The organism is Methanospirillum sp. (assembly GCF_028679455.1).
Taxonomy (GTDB): Archaea; Halobacteriota; Methanomicrobia; order Methanomicrobiales; family Methanospirillaceae; genus Methanospirillum.
The window spans coordinates 1-18,172 of sequence record NZ_JAJRBM010000242.1 but is presented as its reverse complement, the minus strand read 5'-3'; the positions used below and the strand labels follow the sequence as shown (position 1 = coordinate 18,172).

21 protein-coding genes are annotated in these 18,172 nt (G+C 48.2%); 8 read left to right on the top strand and 13 right to left on the bottom strand.

The features are described 5' to 3' along the window. From tsaA to LUQ50_RS08085, 7 genes are all read right to left on the bottom strand, one after another. Window positions 1-506: tRNA (N6-threonylcarbamoyladenosine(37)-N6)-methyltransferase TrmO (gene tsaA / locus LUQ50_RS08115; protein WP_300038926.1), on the bottom strand; the 506-nt coding region annotated here is incomplete at its 3' end. Window positions 507-597: 91 nt separating this feature from the next. Beyond that, window positions 598-1,674, bottom strand: a complete 1,077-nt coding sequence (locus LUQ50_RS08110; protein WP_300038923.1) for an ABC transporter ATP-binding protein — start codon at window positions 1,672-1,674, stop codon at window positions 598-600. Then, window positions 1,674-2,459, bottom strand: a complete 786-nt coding sequence (locus LUQ50_RS08105; RefSeq protein ID WP_300038920.1) for an ABC transporter permease — start codon at window positions 2,457-2,459, stop codon at window positions 1,674-1,676. The genes LUQ50_RS08110 and LUQ50_RS08105 overlap by 1 nt, the downstream gene beginning before the upstream one ends. Before the next feature lie 128 nt (window positions 2,460-2,587). Beyond that, entirely contained in the window at window positions 2,588-3,448 is an 861-nt protein-coding gene (gene modA / locus LUQ50_RS08100; RefSeq protein WP_300038917.1) for a molybdate ABC transporter substrate-binding protein, read from the bottom strand. 183 nt (window positions 3,449-3,631) lie between these two features. Continuing rightward, window positions 3,632-4,183, bottom strand: a complete 552-nt coding sequence (locus LUQ50_RS08095) for an FmdE family protein (RefSeq protein WP_300038914.1) — start codon at window positions 4,181-4,183, stop codon at window positions 3,632-3,634. A gap of 74 nt (window positions 4,184-4,257) precedes the next feature. Then, complete coding sequence (locus LUQ50_RS08090; protein WP_300038911.1) at window positions 4,258-6,012, bottom strand: radical SAM protein; 1,755 nt, start codon at window positions 6,010-6,012, stop codon at window positions 4,258-4,260. 9 nt (window positions 6,013-6,021) lie between these two features. Further along, window positions 6,022-6,702, bottom strand: a complete 681-nt coding sequence (locus tag LUQ50_RS08085) for a class I SAM-dependent methyltransferase (RefSeq protein WP_300038908.1) — start codon at window positions 6,700-6,702, stop codon at window positions 6,022-6,024. A 575-nt stretch (window positions 6,703-7,277) separates the two neighbouring features. Between LUQ50_RS08085 and LUQ50_RS08080 the strand changes: the two genes are divergently transcribed. Both LUQ50_RS08080 and LUQ50_RS08075 read left to right on the top strand, forming a co-directional pair. Further along, window positions 7,278-7,871, top strand: coding sequence for a tetratricopeptide repeat protein (locus LUQ50_RS08080; protein WP_300038905.1), 594 nt, complete (start codon window positions 7,278-7,280; stop codon window positions 7,869-7,871). A 361-nt stretch (window positions 7,872-8,232) separates the two neighbouring features. Next, window positions 8,233-9,111 carry an Mrp/NBP35 family ATP-binding protein gene (locus LUQ50_RS08075; protein ID WP_300038902.1) on the top strand — a complete coding sequence of 293 codons (879 nt, stop codon included), beginning with the start codon at window positions 8,233-8,235 and terminating at the stop codon, window positions 9,109-9,111. Window positions 9,112-9,129: 18 nt separating this feature from the next. Here the strand turns inward: LUQ50_RS08075 and LUQ50_RS08070 are convergent, their stop codons facing one another. Both LUQ50_RS08070 and LUQ50_RS08065 read right to left on the bottom strand, forming a co-directional pair. Continuing rightward, on the bottom strand, window positions 9,130-9,744 hold the full coding sequence (locus LUQ50_RS08070) for a hypothetical protein (protein ID WP_300038899.1): 615 nt from the start codon (window positions 9,742-9,744) through the stop codon (window positions 9,130-9,132). Between the two features lie 243 nt (window positions 9,745-9,987). Continuing rightward, complete coding sequence (locus LUQ50_RS08065) at window positions 9,988-10,677, bottom strand: FmdE family protein (RefSeq protein WP_300038896.1); 690 nt, start codon at window positions 10,675-10,677, stop codon at window positions 9,988-9,990. 81 nt (window positions 10,678-10,758) lie between these two features. On the opposite strand from LUQ50_RS08065, the gene LUQ50_RS08060 reads away from it, so the two are divergent. Genes LUQ50_RS08060 through LUQ50_RS08035 form a run of 6 tightly spaced genes read left to right on the top strand, consistent with a single transcriptional unit; the run spans window position 10,759 to window position 13,921 of the window. Next, entirely contained in the window at window positions 10,759-11,112 is a 354-nt protein-coding gene (locus tag LUQ50_RS08060; protein ID WP_300038893.1) for a NifB/NifX family molybdenum-iron cluster-binding protein, read from the top strand. 7 nt (window positions 11,113-11,119) lie between these two features. After that, complete coding sequence (locus LUQ50_RS08055; RefSeq protein WP_300038890.1) at window positions 11,120-11,968, top strand: ATP-binding protein; 849 nt, start codon at window positions 11,120-11,122, stop codon at window positions 11,966-11,968. After that, window positions 11,965-12,834 carry an ATP-binding protein gene (locus tag LUQ50_RS08050; protein WP_300038887.1) on the top strand — a complete coding sequence of 290 codons (870 nt, stop codon included), beginning with the start codon at window positions 11,965-11,967 and terminating at the stop codon, window positions 12,832-12,834. Before LUQ50_RS08055 ends, LUQ50_RS08050 begins: the two co-directional genes overlap by 4 nt. Continuing rightward, complete coding sequence (locus LUQ50_RS08045; RefSeq protein ID WP_300038884.1) at window positions 12,831-13,268, top strand: DUF134 domain-containing protein; 438 nt, start codon at window positions 12,831-12,833, stop codon at window positions 13,266-13,268. Before LUQ50_RS08050 ends, LUQ50_RS08045 begins: the two co-directional genes overlap by 4 nt. 50 nt (window positions 13,269-13,318) lie before the next feature. Beyond that, on the top strand, window positions 13,319-13,561 hold the full coding sequence (locus LUQ50_RS08040) for a hypothetical protein (RefSeq protein ID WP_300038881.1): 243 nt from the start codon (window positions 13,319-13,321) through the stop codon (window positions 13,559-13,561). Beyond that, complete coding sequence (locus LUQ50_RS08035; protein WP_300038879.1) at window positions 13,562-13,921, top strand: NifB/NifX family molybdenum-iron cluster-binding protein; 360 nt, start codon at window positions 13,562-13,564, stop codon at window positions 13,919-13,921. Between the two features lie 367 nt (window positions 13,922-14,288). Here the strand turns inward: LUQ50_RS08035 and frhB are convergent, their stop codons facing one another. From frhB to frhA, 4 genes are read right to left on the bottom strand one after another with little or no spacing between them, the layout of a single operon-like run. After that, window positions 14,289-15,155: a coenzyme F420 hydrogenase subunit beta gene (gene frhB / locus LUQ50_RS08030; protein WP_300038876.1), complete on the bottom strand. Its 867-nt coding sequence runs from the start codon at window positions 15,153-15,155 to the stop codon at window positions 14,289-14,291. 1 nt (window position 15,156) lies between these two features. Continuing rightward, the gene (gene frhG, locus LUQ50_RS08025; protein WP_300038929.1) at window positions 15,157-15,948 is read right to left on the bottom strand and encodes a coenzyme F420 hydrogenase subunit gamma; all 792 of its coding nucleotides are present in this window, start codon (window positions 15,946-15,948) and stop codon (window positions 15,157-15,159) included. A 46-nt stretch (window positions 15,949-15,994) separates the two neighbouring features. Continuing rightward, complete coding sequence (gene frhD, locus LUQ50_RS08020; protein WP_300038873.1) at window positions 15,995-16,543, bottom strand: coenzyme F420-reducing hydrogenase, FrhD protein; 549 nt, start codon at window positions 16,541-16,543, stop codon at window positions 15,995-15,997. A 13-nt stretch (window positions 16,544-16,556) separates the two neighbouring features. Continuing rightward, window positions 16,557-17,924 carry a coenzyme F420 hydrogenase subunit alpha gene (gene frhA, locus LUQ50_RS08015; RefSeq protein ID WP_300038870.1) on the bottom strand — a complete coding sequence of 456 codons (1,368 nt, stop codon included), beginning with the start codon at window positions 17,922-17,924 and terminating at the stop codon, window positions 16,557-16,559. Window positions 17,925-18,172: the final 248 nt, after the last annotated feature.

Sequence of the window (18,172 nt, the reverse complement as noted above, 5' to 3'; positions counted from 1 at the left end):
TTGCAGAGTGGAACTGCAATATCATCCATATGTTTCGTATCAACCCATCCACTCCTCACTTCTTCACGGTGATCAAACTGTCTGACATAGGGTTTGATGTCAATAACCGGGGTTCCATCCAACACATCAACACCGGAAACCTTCAGAATGTTCCCATCAACCTCGAGTAACTCCATGATTGAAAGACCGATAGGATTTGGCCGGTTGAAATGTCGGATTGCAAAAATTCCCCGCTCTTTTTCCCCATCAAGGAATGGTTTTTGTACCAGGTTCTGAGCAGTAGCCCGATCAAAATAATAGAGTGCATAGATATGGGAGAACGATTCAATATCGGTGAGTCCGGCAGCATTTTCCTCAAATATTTCGATATATCCAACTGATGGATTAAAAATTCCCTGAATCGGGGTATTGTCATGTTCTGTGTGTTCAGAATGAATTACTCCAATCGGGTGAAAGATGATCTCTGCGTTTTTCCATTTATTTGCGTGTTCACGTGTTAGGTTCATAATCTTCTCCTTGTGTACTAATTCTATCATTTTTCAGTGTCTTCTGTATACATGCGAGGAACGACAGGATACCTGTCATATGAGTATGCCGTCACTGTCTCCTCTCATCATCCAACTCCCCGGTGGGAATAACATGGATTGCTGATTCTTTAAAGGTAACAAAGACCTGACATCCGGGTTTAAGCGCGAATTCTTCGCAACTTGTCCGGGTGACCATGGCAATCATCCTGATACCCGTATTTAGGACAACCCTGATAAATGGCCCCGATGGTATCAGTTCGACTACGGTTGCCTGAAGGGTATGACGGGCACTGGATCTGAATCGTTCTAATGAGATGATGATATCTTCAGATCTGAGTGCCACAACAACCGGACCTGAATACGGTGCGGTAATTCTGATACAAAGAGCGCCAAGGTTTAGGACTGACCCGGTCCCGTCCGCTGTTGCTTCTCCCCTGAAGATATTCTCTGTTCCACAGATCTGTGCAACATACGGGGTGCAGGGATGAGAGAAGACATCTTCAGGTTTTCCGGTCTGTACAATCATGCCATCCTGCATGATTGCTACTTTTTCTGCCAGGGCATATACGTCCTCGAAATGATGGGTGATGTGAATGATTGGAATTTTGAGGTGCTGGTGAATCTTTCGAATCTCCTGTCTGAGCCGTTCACGGGTCATGGAATCAAGGGCCGAGAGGGGTTCATCAAGCAGGAGCAGTCGTGGTTTTTGGATCAGGGCTCGTGTAAGCGCCACCCGCTGTGCTTCTCCACCAGAGAGTGTATCCGGATTCCTGTCAATGAGATTGCTGATACCGAGGATATTCACCAGATCGGATACCTTTTCCTTAATATCATCGTCATCGGTCTTCCTGATCTTCATACTGAAAAGGATGTTCTCTCTGACAGTCATATGGGGGAAAAGCATCAGATCCTGGTACATCATGGCTATATGCCGATCTTTGGGCTGATAATGGGTGATGTCATTACCTTCAAAGTATATCCTTCCCTTATCTGGCCGATGAATGCCTGCTATCGTCTCAAGAAGAATTGTTTTCCCTGCTCCTGACGGGCCGATTATTACCCAGTATTCAGGACTCTCGAGATGCAGGGAGAGCGAATTGAGATGAAAGTCTCCAAGGGTGAGTGATACATTATCAACAAACAGCATTATACCCGCTCACTCCCTTCAGACAGGCGTTCGAAGAAGAACATGGTTACTGCAGCAATTCCCAGAAGAATACACGCTGTGGTGATAGCAATATCGAGATCTCCGGTAGCCATATTCAGATACAGAGCAATAGGAAGGGTTTCGGTATGCATCCGGGTTGCACCGGCAAGCATCAGAACCGCACCGAATTCTCCCATTGCTTTTGACCAGGTAATTACGAGACCTGATATCAGGCCGGCCCTGGCCATTGGGAGGGTGATATGCCAGAATGCCTGGAAATCAGTACACCCGAGTGTTCTGGCTATATGTTCGTACCGGGGCGAGATCATGGCAAATGAAGACCTCATCACCCGTATCAGATACGGGAGGTTGACAAACCATTGTGCCACGATGATACCGAGCTGGGTGTAGACAACGGTAATACCGATATCTTCAAGCCCGGTTCCGATTGGGGTTCTGGCAAAAAACAGGAGCAATGCAACTCCGGCAACAAGCGGAGGAAGAGAGAGTGGCAGCATAAGAAGCATGACCAGAGGTCGCTGACCATACAGACCTCCTCTACTCAAAATATAGCCTGATGGAATCGCAACAACAGCACAGAGTGTAGTTGAAATGATCGATGTAACGAGGGAGAGCTGAATTGCGTATCCTATCTCTGGAGAGGTGAGTGTCTGCACAATGCTATCCGGGCTGATAAAGGTGATGAGTCCGCCCAGTACCAGGAGGGTTACTCCTCCTGAGAAGAAAGCGAGAATGGCCGTGATAGGGTAAAAAAATTTACCCATGTATCTCTTCTCCGGCATTCTTTCTGTTTATTCCCCACTCAACCTGATAGTTCTGGTCAGATGAATGGGATCCGAAAGATGAATTTCTTTCATCCGAATTGGATGAAATGTTGAATCTGTGTTCATTTTCACGGCTTTACGTCCTTGTACTCCTCATCTCCATAGATTGGGAATCCGAATTTCTTGAAGACTGCTTTTCCGGCATCTGAAGCAGTGTAGTCTACAAATTTCTGAGCATTTTCCGGCTGCTTTGAGAAGGTTGTGGTTCCCTCTGATACAACCAGGACATAATCATTCACATTTTTGACGGGAATGGTGTCCATGGTCTTATCATTGATCTGGTCCAGGGTGAGAAGTGATGCATCAATTGATCCTGCGTTCATGGCAGAGACCAGTTCATTGATAGTTGAGGTTCTCACGACCACGTTCTTCTCTACATCATCAGCAATTCCAAGGTCTTTGAAGAGGTTATCGCCGGTTAATCCGATCGCTGTTGCTTTTACGTCACCAAGTCCGATCTTAAGACCTGAGTTTGCAAAATCCTCGATAGAAGTTATGTTCTTGGGATTACCTTTCTGCACTGTAACGATGGGAACATGATATGCCAGATACTGGGGTTCTCCTACGAGCCCTTTATCCTCTGCTTTCTGGAACGCATCAGATCCACCAGCAATTAATACGTCTCCCTTACGGGTAATATCCATCTGAGTCAGAAGTGCCCCGGATCCCTGGAAATTATAGACTACCGGAATTCCGGTTTCATTTGTGAAAGAGGAACCAATTTCCTGAACCGCTTTCTTGAGTCCTGCTCCGGCATAGATAAGAAGGGCATCCGGATTTTTGGCCATCAGGTCGTCAATTGAGACATTACTGCTCTGATTTGCAGATTGAGTTGCAGTATCTGCCGCTAATGCTCCTGGTATGAGTAATCCCGCAATAACGAGGCTCATCAGGGCCAGTATAATAGATCTGGTTACCTTGCTCTGCATTATTATCGTAATGTAATTTCTTCTGTCATATTAAAAATGATATGATCTATCTTGATATTTAATTTTTATAAATCATTTTGGGATATTCAATTGTGATTTCACCTAACAGACGTTGAGGGTTTCAAATTTCTTTCGCCTGACACTCAAAGACAATGTTTACATGAGGATAACCGAAATTCAGATTTAAACAGTCCCATAATAGGGGCCATGAGCACATTTTTTGCAGACCGGTGCTTGATCTAGGATCTCCTCTTTTCCATCCATAATCTGTTCACCACATCGTACGCACCTGTTTTTTCTGGTGGGAAAGCCTGGTTTCTCTTCGGGTGGAATGGTCACACTGACCTCCTGAATCCGGAATATTTCCTCTTCAGGTGCATTACGGACGGTTTTTCCAAACTCCATCATACCCTGGATCTGATCCGGCCATGGTGGCAGAAAAGAGACCCGCACCGCTTTACCTGATCCAGTGTCAATGAAAGTGGCAGCAAATATGCCATAATTCATGAGTTTCAGGCTCCTGCGGCCAAGAGTAACTCCGGTTATCGCCTGGATTGCATCGACTGCACACCGATCAACCTCGGCATAAACGATCAGGTCATGGGTTTTGGTATGAGGATCCATACCGAGTTCTCGCAGTCCTGCTATCGTCATTCTGGTTCCCATAACGATTCCCGGACAAGTTTCGCCATGAAAATCAGTTGCTTTTTCTAACAAAAGTTCAAATTCAGTCAATATTTCACCAATACCCTCTCGTAGAATGCTCATTATTGCTGTTCATAGTGGGATCATATTCCTGTTTCGATACGTTATGCCTCTGATGACGGTCTGAAGAATGAACGGTTTGGTCTGGCATCTGCATAGGGAATATGATAGAATTTCTGATAAAATCTGTCTGCCTCCTCTTCCATGTCGATATGCACCTCATCAGGATGCAGAAGATTTGCAAGATTTGCGAGCCCTAAAATCCATCGCGGATTTCCGAAATCCCACGATGGAGGCATAACATATACTCTCCGGTTTCTTACTGCCTGCACATCGATTCCTTTCTCTTCACATATCGCATATACATCCTCTACCGGTGTCGAGAGAAATCCTGAAATTATAATCACTTCGGGATCCATCTGGTTGATATATGCGGGTTCTACCATGATGCCTGGTTTACCCTGTCGGGGGAGATCACGGTTGAGAGGCTCTCCCCCGGCTGCAATCACCATCTTATTTTCAAACCGCTCTTCATTGAGCACAAAGAGCGGGGTTCCCATAGCATAAAGTACCGTGGGCTTTTTGAGTCCTGATACTAATCCTGATATATAACCCGTGCGTTCACGAATATACGCGATTAAATCTGCACCTTCCTGATCCTTTCCGGTAATCGTAGCCAGATGTGTAATTACCTCATAAAATGTTTCTATATTCAGAATATTCCTGTGAATGGCATCGATATAATTATGCGAGATGAAATCCACCCATACCCGTGCACTCGTATGGGCGTCAGTGATCCCAAGGCAGGTAGTGACCGCCTTTATAACCTCTAACGCCCGTGTCGGACGATATCCCCCCATCATCCCTTTTTCCTGATAACTCGTTCGTGACCATGTTCCAGTATAGGGAACATGATACCCGCAGGTGCAAACCCAGTTATCCTGCTGATGTATGACCCTGGCTCCCATCGGGCCATAAAATTCACGATGGACTACCACAGATCCGCACCTGGGACACCGCGTGTCAAGGTATGATGAACCCGGTGAATTAAAGAGATAGGCATACGGTGACCGTCTCCGAATCTGATCACATATCTGTTCAGAATCCAGAATCCCGGGTTCCATAGAGAGTTCAGCATCACCAAACGCAATGAACCGCATGACCAGAATCGGAATATGTTCCGAGATATCTGCTATTCTGTTGCATATCCTGAGCAGACTTTCTTCGTTTCCCTGTTCATGAACCACCGTCACTTCAACATGGATATTGTTCTCTATCAATGTGGCAATAGTCCGAAAAACGGGTTCTGGCGATTGGGCGCCACACATCTGGTACTCTTTGTCCGAGCTTCCTTTGATCCCAACTGCTACGGTATCAAGATAGGGAATGAGTGTTTCAAAAGAGGAACGGGAAAAATATCCATTTGTTGAACATCCGATGAGTAGTCCTGCTTCTCGTGCTGTTTTGGCTAATCGCAAAAATGATGGCAATGAAACCGCTGGTTCGTTGATAGCAAAAACAATCCCGTGGCATGACTCTTCACGGGCTTTTTGCACGATCATATCCGGAGTTTTGTGCATGAGGGAAGGTGAAAACTCTGATACTGTCTGGGTTAGCAGTTCTGAAACGCATCCTTCACATCTGAAATTACATCCTATCGTGCTAACCTGGAGAAATGTATGTCGTGGATAGAAATGGAGAAACGGGGTCGTCTCAATACTGATTGGGTACTCGATAAGATACGAGTCCGGATATCGTTCGATGATCTGACCGTCGAGGTTGGTATACATCCCACAGCGTCCGGAAAGCCCATCCGGAATAGTACATCTGATTTCGCAAAACGTGCAGGTATTAGACATATACATCCCTCATTTTTTCATGACCGCCCAGAACCCTGATTCATCCTGAATGAGATCATATGATCTGATACCGGCCTTATCAAGTTCAGTTCTGATTCGTTCCGGAGAATTTCTGGCAAGTCTCTCCTTGACACCGTTTTCAAATTCAGGGCCTTTGTCATTCATTTTATGGAAAATTTCTGCTTTGAGTTTTTGATTCCCGAATCCTCCGCCAATATAGGCGATACCACCCGGAGTCAGAACCCGGTAGATCTCCTGAAATGCCTGATACAGTTCTTCCCAAAAGAACCACGACCCCCGGCTGAATACCAGATCAATCGTTCCATCTTCACATGGTATTGAATGAACATCTCCAAGAACCGGCACCACTCTCTGTACGAGATCTTCGGTGACGATATGTTCCCATGCTATCTTGAGCATGGTGGGTGAACTGTCAAGAGCAAAAACTTTTAGTTCAGATTGTTTTGCAACCGCAACTGAAAGGTGGGCCGGTCCAGTGCCCGCATCCAGGGCGACACCAGTCCTTTTTTCGGTTCGCTCAAGTATCTGACCTGCAATCACCGGGTATATCGGGGAGAAAATCGTTGAAGCGATCATATCAAACCCCCTGGTTTCCTGTTCATTTGAAAAATGATTCCCTGATTTTTGGATGACCGGGATATCAGAATTCGTTACCTCTTGAGTATGCATGGGTACCTGTCTGCTGCTATTCTTTTGGAACGTCATAGGATGATCACATGATCCCAATAGAATGAATGTGTAAAGTATGTGATGTTAATATAATAGTTCTATTAATTGTATTGATGCCTTTTTTTATTCGGTCTCATCCTCCTCAATTGTGATGTTGTTCTTCCACTCCTTCAGAACTCAGCATATTTAATCAGAGTGGAAGGGAGGTTGCAGGATGTCATAGCATGATTTCCCCTTCTGTGGATCCTCTTGTATGTGATCGCATGGGAAGACTCCTGATGCTACCCAGATGCGGGTAGCGGAGATATAGGTCATTCATCAGGAAAGGAGCAACTATGGATCAGGCCACGTACCCTGTGAACTGATCACAGTTCAGTCTGATGATGTTCATCAGTCATCATCCGGTGCATCCCGGACGCCACCATGAGTGCCCGGTATAGAAAGTATTTCTCATTCAACTCCAAGGTGAACCTATGCAATGGAACGATTTATCTCTCCGGTCACCCGCTGTTAATAGAACCTCCCTCCTGATTCCTGGATTTTTACTGCTGGTTGTATGGTTTGTCCCTTCCTTGGTGTCTGCTGATGATGGGTATACACAGGGGTGGCTCGGTGCACCTGACTGGGTTCTTGATCGGATTGACACCGGTATTCTACCGGATTATTACTATCCACGAGACACAACTGGTGTTGATGAAGAGAGTCCGGCGTTCTCTTCTGCTATCAGCAAAGGAAACGAACTCATAGCCGGTGGTTCGTATATTGAAGCGAAAGGACAGTTCGAAGAGGCAATCGGGCTAAATCCTCGATCATATGAGGCCTGGTTAGGCCGGGGATTAGCCCTTGAAAAAAGCAAACGCATTCAAACCGCGCTAGAATCATATCAACATGCGATCACCCTGCCAGATATATGGGAATCTGCCTGGGCTGCGTATGCCGGGATAGGCAGAACCTCGTTAGTGCTGGGCCGGTATCAATCTGCTCAGGAAGCATTCAAAGAAGCAATCGGACTGGTGAAAGATGGTATCTCCTCAGATCAGGCTGCTCTCCCGGATCTCTATGACGGACTAGCTGAAGCACAACAGAAACTTGGGGACTACTCTGGTTCACAAGGGATGTTTGCCGATGCAACCAATCCCCCCACCAGTGGGTCAGCATTTCTGAACTAACGCGATGATTACCTGGCTGTTTGAGATATGCCCGGATATACTTCTTGTTTTTACTCGTTCAGGAATATCAGGATCATATCGAGACTACCCTACCGGTACGTCGGCCTTCTTAAAAATCCGGTCGGCTATCCACAGCAGTCACCTCATCATGCGGTATGAGGATGAGTAATCCCCCGAACTATCAGCAATATCCTGTAACAAAAGAGAAGTGATTATTACCCATATGGGTAATAAATAGATAGATACAAACAAGGATCCCATCATCTGGATTATTCAGAGCGAATTTACAATCTGATGTCAGTTTTCCTCTCTGATTTTGCATGTGGTGGTTTCCATGCGGTATGAATAACGGAGTCCTTACATGACTGATGCCTCACCTGAAACAACACAATCTCCTGGAAAACCGGAAACTGATGATCAATCTCCAGCCTCTCCGCCGGCTCCCGCACATGGAGCTCCTGAAAAAGCGACAATTGATGTCAGGAATGTGATCCTGATCCTTTCAGGAAAAGGGGGAGTCGGCAAGTCTACGGTTGCAGTAAACCTGGCCTATGCACTCGCTGCCCGTGGAAAGCAGACCGGACTTTTAGATCTCGATATCCATGGTCCGAGCATACCCAAGATGCTGGGCCTTGAAGAGCACCAACTCCAGGGAGATGGGGAGATGCTGGTTCCGGTCAGGATGACGGGAACTCTTCAGGTCATCTCCATGGCCTTTCTGCTGAAGAATAAATCAGATCCAGTGGTCTGGCGGGGAGCTATCAAGATGGGAGTGATCAGGCAGTTCCTATCCGAGGTCAGATGGGGGAGTCTCGATTATCTGATTGTGGATCTCCCTCCCGGTACCGGAGATGAGGCGCTTACGATTGCACAGATTGCTCCTAATATCAGGGGAGCTGTGATTGTAACGACACCGCAGGATGTTGCAACCCTGGATTCAACAAAAGCAATCACCTTTGCAGAGATGCTTGAGATGCCGGTCCTTGGAGTGATTGAAAATATGAGTGGTCTTTCGTGTCCTCACTGCCATGGAACCATCGATCTCTTCGGAAGTGGAGGGGGTGAGCGGATTGCACAGGAACATCATGTTCCATTCCTCGGAAAGATACCTCTCGACATCCAGATGCGTGAAGCCGGGGATGCGGGTCATCCGTTTATTGGGAAGAAACAGGATTCACCAACCTGGAGAGCCATTGATGAGGTTATGGACCGGCTGATGGATAGTATCGAAAAGAGATGATGGTATCTGGACTTTCACTTACCAAAGATCTCCGGTAGGATATGGGGGAAATGATTCATAAGGCCACTTGAAATTCGGGTCTTCGTTTGGTGAAAATGGTTTTGTCGCTGTTTCAAGCCGATATGGAGTTACTCCCGGGTAGAGATAAGCGATCTGGTTCCATATAACCGTTGATGCGGTTTGATATTGTTTCGCTTCGCTGATTACCGAATCATCATTATATGCTGGTGAGTACGGCTTACTCGCAAGACTCATGGCATCCGAAAACTCATCACCGGCTTTAGAGGTGTAATAGAGATACGCATTGATCTTCCTGGCCCTTGGGTAGAGTTCAGGGCTGATACTCATTTTTGCAAGTTGTTGCTGGGTTGTCTGAAGTTCCCGCAACAATGTACCATTTGGAACTGTCTGGTCAGACAGACCATAGATCGTCTCATTTGCAATATCAAGAAATTCAGCATCCTGGTATGGACCGGTTGCCGGAGAAGGTTTGAGCGGAAACATAACGGTTGGTAATGCAGTTACATGGAGGGTACATATCCCCATGATGATCAATACAATGAGAAATGCCCGCCTTGGTATTGATCTGACCGGGATCAATTCTGAAGGTACTATTGTCTTTTTTCGTGTCATGTATCTCACCTGATAAGTGACTCATGGGTGTAGAAGTATAACAAATTTGCGTGGCAGCAATTTGAAGAGGCATTCCTGTTAATAGCCAACTTTAAGATTCGGGGCCTCGGAACAGGGGTTTCAGATCGCTATCGAAACGATAGAAGAGATGAGATATGCAGATGCAGACTTGTTAGAGGGCATACCCGTAATGCAGCCTGGAACTGTTCTCTCTTATCTCCTTGAGTGCTCCCTTACTCCTATTCAGGATTCAATTACCTCGTAGTACCGGAGACTCCCGCATCCTGCACACCGGTCTCCTTCCAGCAGTTTTTCAGGGATTGGTTCGCCACACGTCTTACAGATCGCTGAGTTCCATCGTACCTTCTGGGTTACCGGGATTCTCACCTTCTGAACTGAGAGGATGGATCGTTTCGAAGCAAGTATCTCATCGACCAGGGTTCTGACCATGGTTCGCTTTGAAAACTCGGGACTGTTTGCAAACCACTTTTCAAGAACCGGGTATGGACCGAGTTTTTTAGTATCCACATACACCCGGAATCCATCGGCAGAGTTGGTCAATGAGGGCCGGTTCATGGTTATTGCAAACCTGCCTATTGGGACAACCCGCAGCCGGTGGTTTCCTACCGTGCAATATGCAATGACCTGCAGTGGATCTGGAGCACATTTCTGTGTCTCACAGACTGCATACACCTTCTCGCCGGGTTTGGCACTAAGTAGTTCAAGGGCATAATCAACCATTCCGATAGCGATGAGAAGGCCGGGTGCCGGGTAGGTATGAAACGGGATACATCGGCGGTAATAGTCCTGAAATGCGGGATCATAGCCGAACTCTTCTAGTTTGAGCAGGAGTTCTTCCTCGGTGTATTCATGCTGATGATCCATAGGGGGATGGGAACCATGTTCGGTAGAGTGGTTGGTAATAGTATTCATCTCCTTGTTTGATCCAGGATCCCTCGTGATCCGGTTCCCGGATGCAGATATTATTATTACTCATATGTGTAATTATATACTATGCGAATAGCAGTTCCCTCATCTGGTCCCGCGGTCACCGATCCGTTTGACACGCGGTTTGGAAGAGCTCCGTACATCATCATGGTAACCCCGGAGACTGGTGAAACAGTCTCGCTTCAGAACACTTTAGCAGCAGGAAGCGGAGGAGTCGGCCCCCAGGTAGTTCAGATGCTGGTACAGAACCAGGTCACTCACCTGATTGCCCCCCGTATCGGTGGGAATGCAGAGACCGCCCTTTTTGCTGCAGGAATCTCAGTGTTCATCTGGGAAGGAGCAGGTACGGTCTCCGATGCGTTGGAACAGTTCAAAGCAGGCAAGCTTACTGAATTAGGAAAGAACCCTCAGTCTTCGTGAAACCGTTATGCAGATTGCGATTGCAAGCGGAAAGGGAGGAACCGGTAAAACCACCGTTACCGTAAACCTGGCTCTGGCATTATCCTCCTCCATACAGGTGACTCTTGCAGACTGCGATGTTGAAGAGCCGAACCTTCATCTCTTCTTTTCAGGTCAGGCAGAAGAAGAAGAAGTTACTGTCCTAGTCCCGGAGATAGACACTGGGACCTGTATTCTCTGTGGGAAGTGCGGCCAGTTCTGCCGGTATGGCGCCCTTATTGTGCTGAAAGATCAGGTGCTCCAGTATCCCAAGCTCTGTCACTCCTGTGGGGGATGCAGTATGGTATGTCCGACCGGATCGATATCAGAGCGATCTGAAGTCGTTGGAGTTTTGCATCGGTCAAACCCGGAACCGTCACTCCGGCTCATCACCGGGACACTATGTGAAGGATCTATCCACACCACTACGGTGATCCGTGCGGTGAGAAACCAATTTAATCCTGAGGATCTTGTCCTCCTTGATGCTCCTCCGGGTACTGCCTGTGCAGCGATGGAAACACTTGAGGGATGCGATTTCTGCCTGCTGGTAACCGAGCCAACCCCGTTCGGATTGCATGATCTTACGCTGATCTATAAACTAGCACAGTTGTACCACATTCCGGTTGGCGTTGTCATCAACCGGAGCGATACTACCGATAGTATCGTGGAGTTTTTCTGCAGAGATCAGAATATTCCGATTCTGATGCACATCCCGTTTGATCGCACTATCGCACTTCAGCAGGGGAGTGGTCAGATCATCAGCAGAGCTGATCCCAAGTGGCGTGAACAGTTCTTCAAGCTGGGCCAGGACTGCATCACGCTGGCAGGTGTCCGATGATCCAGATTGCGGTCGTAAGCGGGAAAGGAGGGACGGGAAAGACAGTGGTGACCGGAGCCATCGCTGCACTCCTTCCAGGAAAGATAGTGATGGCAGACTGTGACGTGGATGCTGCGAATCTTGGCCTGCTTATGCGGCCGGAGACGATAGTCTCTGAACCATTCACCGGAATGGATCGTGCCTTCATCGATCCTGATAGGTGTACCCGGTGCGGCTGTTGTGTTACCAACTGCCGGTTTCATGCTATCTCTGTTCTCAAGGATCGTGTTCAGGTAGATCCGGTCAAGTGTGAAGGATGTGGGGTATGCGAGTATGTCTGTCTCGCAGACGCAGTGAAGATGGTCACACATATTGGGGGAGCGATCAGGTCTGCACAAACCCGGTTCGGTCCCTTCATAGATGGGGCACTGAATCCGGGGAGTGGGAATTCAGGGTTGATGGTTCACCAGATTCGAAAGAAAGCCCGGGAGATTGCACCGGATATCCCGCTCGTTTTGATTGATGGTCCCCCTGGAATCGGGTGTCCGTTGATATCCGCAGTCACTGGTTGCGATCTTGTCATTCTTGTTGCTGAACCCGGATCGTCCGGACGACATGATATTGAGCGATTGATCACGGTATGCCGCTCCCTGCGGTGCAGGATGGTGATGATCATCAACCGGGCGGATCTTGTTCCAGACGGTACTGTTCTACTCAGAACCATTGCCAAAGAGTCTGATATTCCGATCCTCTGTGAAATTCCGCTTGATCCCCTGGTAATGAAAGCGACCAGGAATCGTGAGCCATTTTCCCTTCATGAGGGTCCGGCATCTATAGAGATCAGAAATGCGGTCGATTATCTCGCACATGAACTTCAACTCATATGATCCCTGAAGAGAATCCCGAAGAAAATCCCTGTAAAACACGAGGAAGGCCACGGATCAGGAGGAGAATTGGTGAGCACGGGCCGTGGCGATGTTATGCCCCGCAGTGCAATACCGGAGAAGATCTCGGTTCAGTCTCCCTCCTGCCTGAAGAGATTGAACTCATGAGACTCATTGACCTTGAGGGAATGGAACAGGAAGAAGCGGCAGTGGTCCTTGGAGTCTCCCGGAAAACGGTCTGGAAAGATATCCATGAAGTCAGGATGAAAGTAGCCGATGCCCTGGTGCATGGAAAGATCATTGAAGTCCGTGATTGTACAATCCGTTCTGAAGGGTCCTGCCCAAAAGAGAATGAGGACATTTGTCCGAAAAAACTTGGAGCCCGATGCATCAGGAGAGAATCCGATGATTGTCCTGATCCATGCCATCATAATTAATATTATATACTTAAACTCATATGTGTAATAATGCAGATATTCTGCATCAGGTGAATGACATGCCAGGAATGGATGGAACCGGGCCCACGGGTTGCGGTCCGATTGGGTGGCGTCATGGCCGGTGTTATCCGGCAATGAATCCTTCAGATGAACTCGTGTTGCCAACGATGGATCAACCTGTTGAGAACAACCAGGACGGATTTCGTCAGGGTGGATCCCAACCTGGATCTCAACGTGGCTCCGGGAGAAAAAGAGGCACGGGAATGGCAAGAAGATATTGTGGAGGGAATTAATTGAAGGTAGCAATCGCTCGTGATGGTCTGCAGGTATCAGGCCACTTTGGACACTGTGAAGCATATGCCATTTATCAGAAAGACGGTTCTGTAATCGGGCATGTTGAGGATCTAAAAAGCCCGGCTCATGAGCCAGGGAAACTGCCTCCGTTTCTTGCTTCGCACGGGGTGAATGTCATCATCGCCGGTGGCATGGGACAGCGGGCAGTTGATCTCTTTCATGAGAATGGAATTGACGTGATCCTGGGAGTATCGGGAGCCGTTGACAAGGCAGCGCAAGATTTCCTATTCGGCCGGATTCAACCCGGTGGGGGCAGTATCTGTTCTGAACACCAGCACCAGTGTGCTGAGCATGAATGATCCAGATCTGACTTCACCATGAGAAATCAAACATTCTGAAACTGATGGCTGATTTCAGAGATGTTTTATCTCTTCGTACATCCCCCTAAAAACTACCGGAGCAGATGGTTCGGGCCGGGAAACCGGCCTTTACTATATCCTTGTATGGTCGCATCTTGCCAGTCACACCGGATATCTTCAGTCGGGAATATATCCGTGAAATGGAAGGTGGAATAGAATCTGGCTCGTGGATAATATCATGAGCATTGATCTGACAACTTTTTTAAGATACATGGCATTTTGGTGCCAAAGAATCTCTCAATTTCTGAAAACTAAGGTATCTTCCGATTGGTGAAGATTACTGATCGTTCGAAGTATAAAAAAAAGATTAGATGTATGGGTTCCGAAGTCCCTTGCCTACACCAATCGTTGCACGGTGCTCAACTTCTTTCTGGTTCTTGGTGATCTTCTCGGTTGCGAGCTTGGTCACCAGTTCCAGACCTGGCTTGATGCCGTCGATTGCCTTGGTCTCAAAGACTCCAGCTTCGACTGCCTTCTTCCAGATACTGTCTCCGTTGGTGCTCCGGACAAAGACGGTGCTCCATCCGTCAGGGGTACCAACAGATCCGGTTGAGATATCAGCCATGTTAGCGACGTAGTCAAGACAGACATGGCAGCCTGGCTGCTCATATTTGTGAGTGACCTTCAGGGGGATCTGGGAGACTGCACCACGGTTGGTGTATGCCCAGTACTTACCCTTCCCGATATCGGTCTTCTTGAGTGAGTGCAGGTCAACGTTGCAGTGATCCTCAACAATCTGCTTCATGCTCTGGTAGGAGAAGTTCTCCATGCAGAAGATACCCATTGCAAGAGCAATCTTGTTGGTGACGTTCCGCAGACCAACCGGATAGAGCTGTGCCTTGCGGAGTGCCTGGATCTGGCAGGGAGTGCCGACGATACCGACTTTGTCAAGTCCGTACTGACGAACAGCATCCTTGATGACAGACATGTTGGGTGAGATATTGTACCTGGTTCCCCGGGCTGCAAGGATCTCCTCAGGAGTCGTTGCAACCATGGGCTGTGGTTTCCAAGGTTCATCGCCAGGTCCTGCGACAATTGCACCGTCGATGATACCCTCTTCAAGAGCGTATACAAACATACCGGTAACAATACCGCCATCCTGGGAACACTTCAGAATCTCACTGCTAGTGCTGCGTGCTGCAACACAGGATTTGTACTTGCCGAGCATATCCATGTTAGTTGCCTCCTGGGTTCATGGCAGCAGTAATAGCGCCGAGAATGTTCTCGTAGTCTCCACAGACATCGAAGCTGAAGAAACTCCGTGGACATGAACTGTAACAGGCACCACACTTGATGCACATCTCGCGGTCGATGTTTGGCTTCCCATATTCCATGGAAATAGCGAAGACCGGGCATGATGCTGCACAGGTTCCGCAACCCATGCACAGACCCTGGTTCACGACCTTGAGCATAATGTCACAGCCGCAGGCTTCACTGTCAGACTCGATCCGTGAGCCATCCTTTGCGAGAGCCATTAGGGGTGACAGGTATGCAGTTGCCAGTTTCTTCTGTGCGTCGTTGCCCTTGAGCAGCAGGTATGCCATAACGGCTACATTTCTGATGACTTCAGGGCATGGTGCACAGCCGGGGATGTAGACATCTACATCGATCAGCTTGGAGATTGGCACAAATGATTCATGCTGGGGCTGGTTCCACTGGCCACCACGGCTGAACCGGGTGATGTTTCCATAGGCTGCACAGCCACCAAGTGCAACCACTACGGTTGCCTTTTCACGGGTTTCTTTGATCTCTTCAATTGAAAGCTCATCCTGCAGACATACAGATCCCTCAACGAGGGCAACATCCATCTTTGGGATGTGTCTGACATCAGCCAGCGTCAGGCTGTATACCAGATCTGCATAGTTGTCAAGAAGAGTGAACAGGCCCTGGAACGTGTCTGCAATAGAGACACAGCATCCAGTGCACCCACTCATGTGCACATGTCCGAGAGTAATTTTGTTAGACACAGGTCTTTCCTCCTTATGTGATTCTTGTTTCACACTCGCCACGGGTTTAGGAGCAACTGCCGGCTGTGGTGGTTTTACCTCTGCCGGTTTCTTCTCTTTCTTCCCGAATATCAGCGATAGTAGTCCCATAATGCTCCTCCAGCAGTTTCAGTACTAACTGAACCGTTCGTGGAATCGCGCTTGCAACCTCATCCGAGAGTCCGATCTCAAAATCGGGAGCAGTGACACGCTTTGGCTGGCATCCAATGATCGTGATATCGATCTTTTCTTTCAGGCGGTGAAGTGGTTCTGCAAGGTCCCATGAATGGGCATCACGGTATTTCCCCGGAGGCAGGTCATTGGGAGTTAACAGCGTTATCTCACCTGGATTTCCTCCAAAGTCCGCAATATCAATGATATATATCTTCTTCACCGGTTCTTCTGACTGGTCCATGAGAGTAAAGATGAAATGAGGACCTCCAAGGCCGGCATCAATCACCTTCACCGTCTCAGGTAGCGGTATCTTCCTGAGTTCCTCGACCACTTCCGGTCCGAACCCGTCATCGGCGAACAGCGGGTTACCGCACCCGCATATCACAATCTCCTGGAACAGCATGCGTGAGACTCTCTCACTGGACGAGCTTCTGGGCGATGATCTTCTTGTTCTCGTCTACGACCAGCATGTGGGTTGCACAGGATACACAGGGGTCATATGCACGCATAATAACCTCTGCGAGCTGCCATGGTGCACCCTCAAGTGCTCTGCTGCAGGTCGGGAAGTTCCAGGTGGTTGGCACAAGCAGGTTGTATTCCTGTACCTTTCCATCCTTGACACGTGCGAGGTGAACATCACAGCCACGTGGTGCTTCGTTAGCGTTCCATCCGAGGCTGCCGTCTCCCTGTGGGATCTCATCTGCAAGGACAGACCCGTTGCAGTCGAGAACGTCAAGTGCGTCCAGAATAGTGTACAGACAGTCAGGGTATTCCATCTCACGGGCAATGTTCAGGCCCATGGCTCCCTTGTGGTCGTAGTTCTTGAACTGGACCAGACGTGCACGTGGACCTACTTCAACTGGCTGGCCATCGTAGAGTGGAATGGAGGTACATGCCTGCATCTGTGGCCATGCCTTGGTGCCTACCTTTGAGGTTCCACCAATTGGGTAGTCCGGATCTTCGAGATCTACGGTTACTTCTCCCATGTACCAGTTCCAGGGTGAGACATCAGTCCAGCGGTTTGGATCCCACTTGGGGTCAAAGTCAAGGCTTGATGACTGGAATATCGAGTCAACAGCCATGTATCCCTGGTTGTGGTACCCAAAGGTCTTTGGCAGGTCTACGGTGCTCTTGCCGACGGTGATAGTGTCCCGGTTCTCGAAGTTCTTGAAAACTGCGACCATGAACTCCATCTGGGCAATTGCCAGTGGAAGTGCTTCCTTGGCGAGGTCATAGATCTTCTGCTTGGCCTGTGGGGCGATGTTGTAGTACATACCACCCACCCGTGGGTTGCTTGGGTGAACTGGTTCTCCACCTGCGACCTCACCAATGATCTGACCGATCTCACGAAGGCGCTGAATCCGCTTTGCAACGGTTCTGACCGGCTCTTCTGGAGTGAACGGGTTGATCTTGGTCTCGGTGCCTGGGATATACATATCAGGCAGCGCAAGGATGTCGTGCAGAGCAATACTGTGAAGCTTATTGGCACACTGAAGAATCAGCCGGAGCAGATATGCGTCCTGCGGGATTTCACAGCCGATTGAAGCTTCCATGGCTCCGATACCTGCCAGGGTGTGAGCAATTGGGCAGATACCGCAGACACGGGAGGAAATCTTGGGTGCCTGGTGCATCGTCTTACCGACACACAGTTTCTCAATACCTCGTACAGGGGTTATACTGAGCCAGTCGCCACGCTCAATAATTCCCTCATCATTGACTTTGAGAACGAGCTTTGAATGCCCCTCATGTCTTGTGGTTGGGGAAATTTCTACTACTTTAGTCAAGAAAATCGCCTTTTGTATTGGTTTGTTCGCAGTGCTATACCACTCATCGCGAGAGAGCCCTCAGGAGATCTGAGGGTACGACCGTACCAGTGTACGACAATTGGTAATTTGAGACTACGATATATCTAATTTGTGATTTGAACCCCAAATTTCCGTAAAAATAAGAAAAAAGCCACGGGCATCGTGTTATATTCTATTAAATATTTCATATTAGGTACAACCATTTTCACAATATTATAATTTGATAC

What these genes read in the sequence shown, in the direction of transcription:
- LUQ50_RS08050 (WP_300038887.1), top strand. Translation starts at nt 11,965, where the DNA reads ATGATCCAGATTGCGGTCGTAAGCGGGAAAGGAGGGACGGGAAAGACA.
- modA (WP_300038917.1), bottom strand. Translation starts at nt 3,448, where the DNA reads ATGCAGAGCAAGGTAACCAGATCTATTATACTGGCCCTGATGAGCCTC.
- LUQ50_RS08045 (WP_300038884.1), top strand. Translation starts at nt 12,831, where the DNA reads ATGATCCCTGAAGAGAATCCCGAAGAAAATCCCTGTAAAACACGAGGA.
- LUQ50_RS08070 (WP_300038899.1), bottom strand. Translation starts at nt 9,744, where the DNA reads ATGACACGAAAAAAGACAATAGTACCTTCAGAATTGATCCCGGTCAGA.
- LUQ50_RS08105 (WP_300038920.1), bottom strand. Translation starts at nt 2,459, where the DNA reads ATGGGTAAATTTTTTTACCCTATCACGGCCATTCTCGCTTTCTTCTCA.
- LUQ50_RS08085 (WP_300038908.1), bottom strand. Translation starts at nt 6,702, where the DNA reads ATGCATACTCAAGAGGTAACGAATTCTGATATCCCGGTCATCCAAAAA.
- LUQ50_RS08075 (WP_300038902.1), top strand. Translation starts at nt 8,233, where the DNA reads ATGACTGATGCCTCACCTGAAACAACACAATCTCCTGGAAAACCGGAA.
- frhD (WP_300038873.1), bottom strand. Translation starts at nt 16,543, where the DNA reads ATGCTGTTCCAGGAGATTGTGATATGCGGGTGCGGTAACCCGCTGTTC.
- LUQ50_RS08110 (WP_300038923.1), bottom strand. Translation starts at nt 1,674, where the DNA reads ATGCTGTTTGTTGATAATGTATCACTCACCCTTGGAGACTTTCATCTC.
- LUQ50_RS08055 (WP_300038890.1), top strand. Translation starts at nt 11,120, where the DNA reads ATGCAGATTGCGATTGCAAGCGGAAAGGGAGGAACCGGTAAAACCACC.
- frhB (WP_300038876.1), bottom strand. Translation starts at nt 15,155, where the DNA reads ATGGATATGCTCGGCAAGTACAAATCCTGTGTTGCAGCACGCAGCACT.
- LUQ50_RS08060 (WP_300038893.1), top strand. Translation starts at nt 10,759, where the DNA reads ATGCGAATAGCAGTTCCCTCATCTGGTCCCGCGGTCACCGATCCGTTT.
- LUQ50_RS08090 (WP_300038911.1), bottom strand. Translation starts at nt 6,012, where the DNA reads ATGTCTAATACCTGCACGTTTTGCGAAATCAGATGTACTATTCCGGAT.
- LUQ50_RS08065 (WP_300038896.1), bottom strand. Translation starts at nt 10,677, where the DNA reads ATGAATACTATTACCAACCACTCTACCGAACATGGTTCCCATCCCCCT.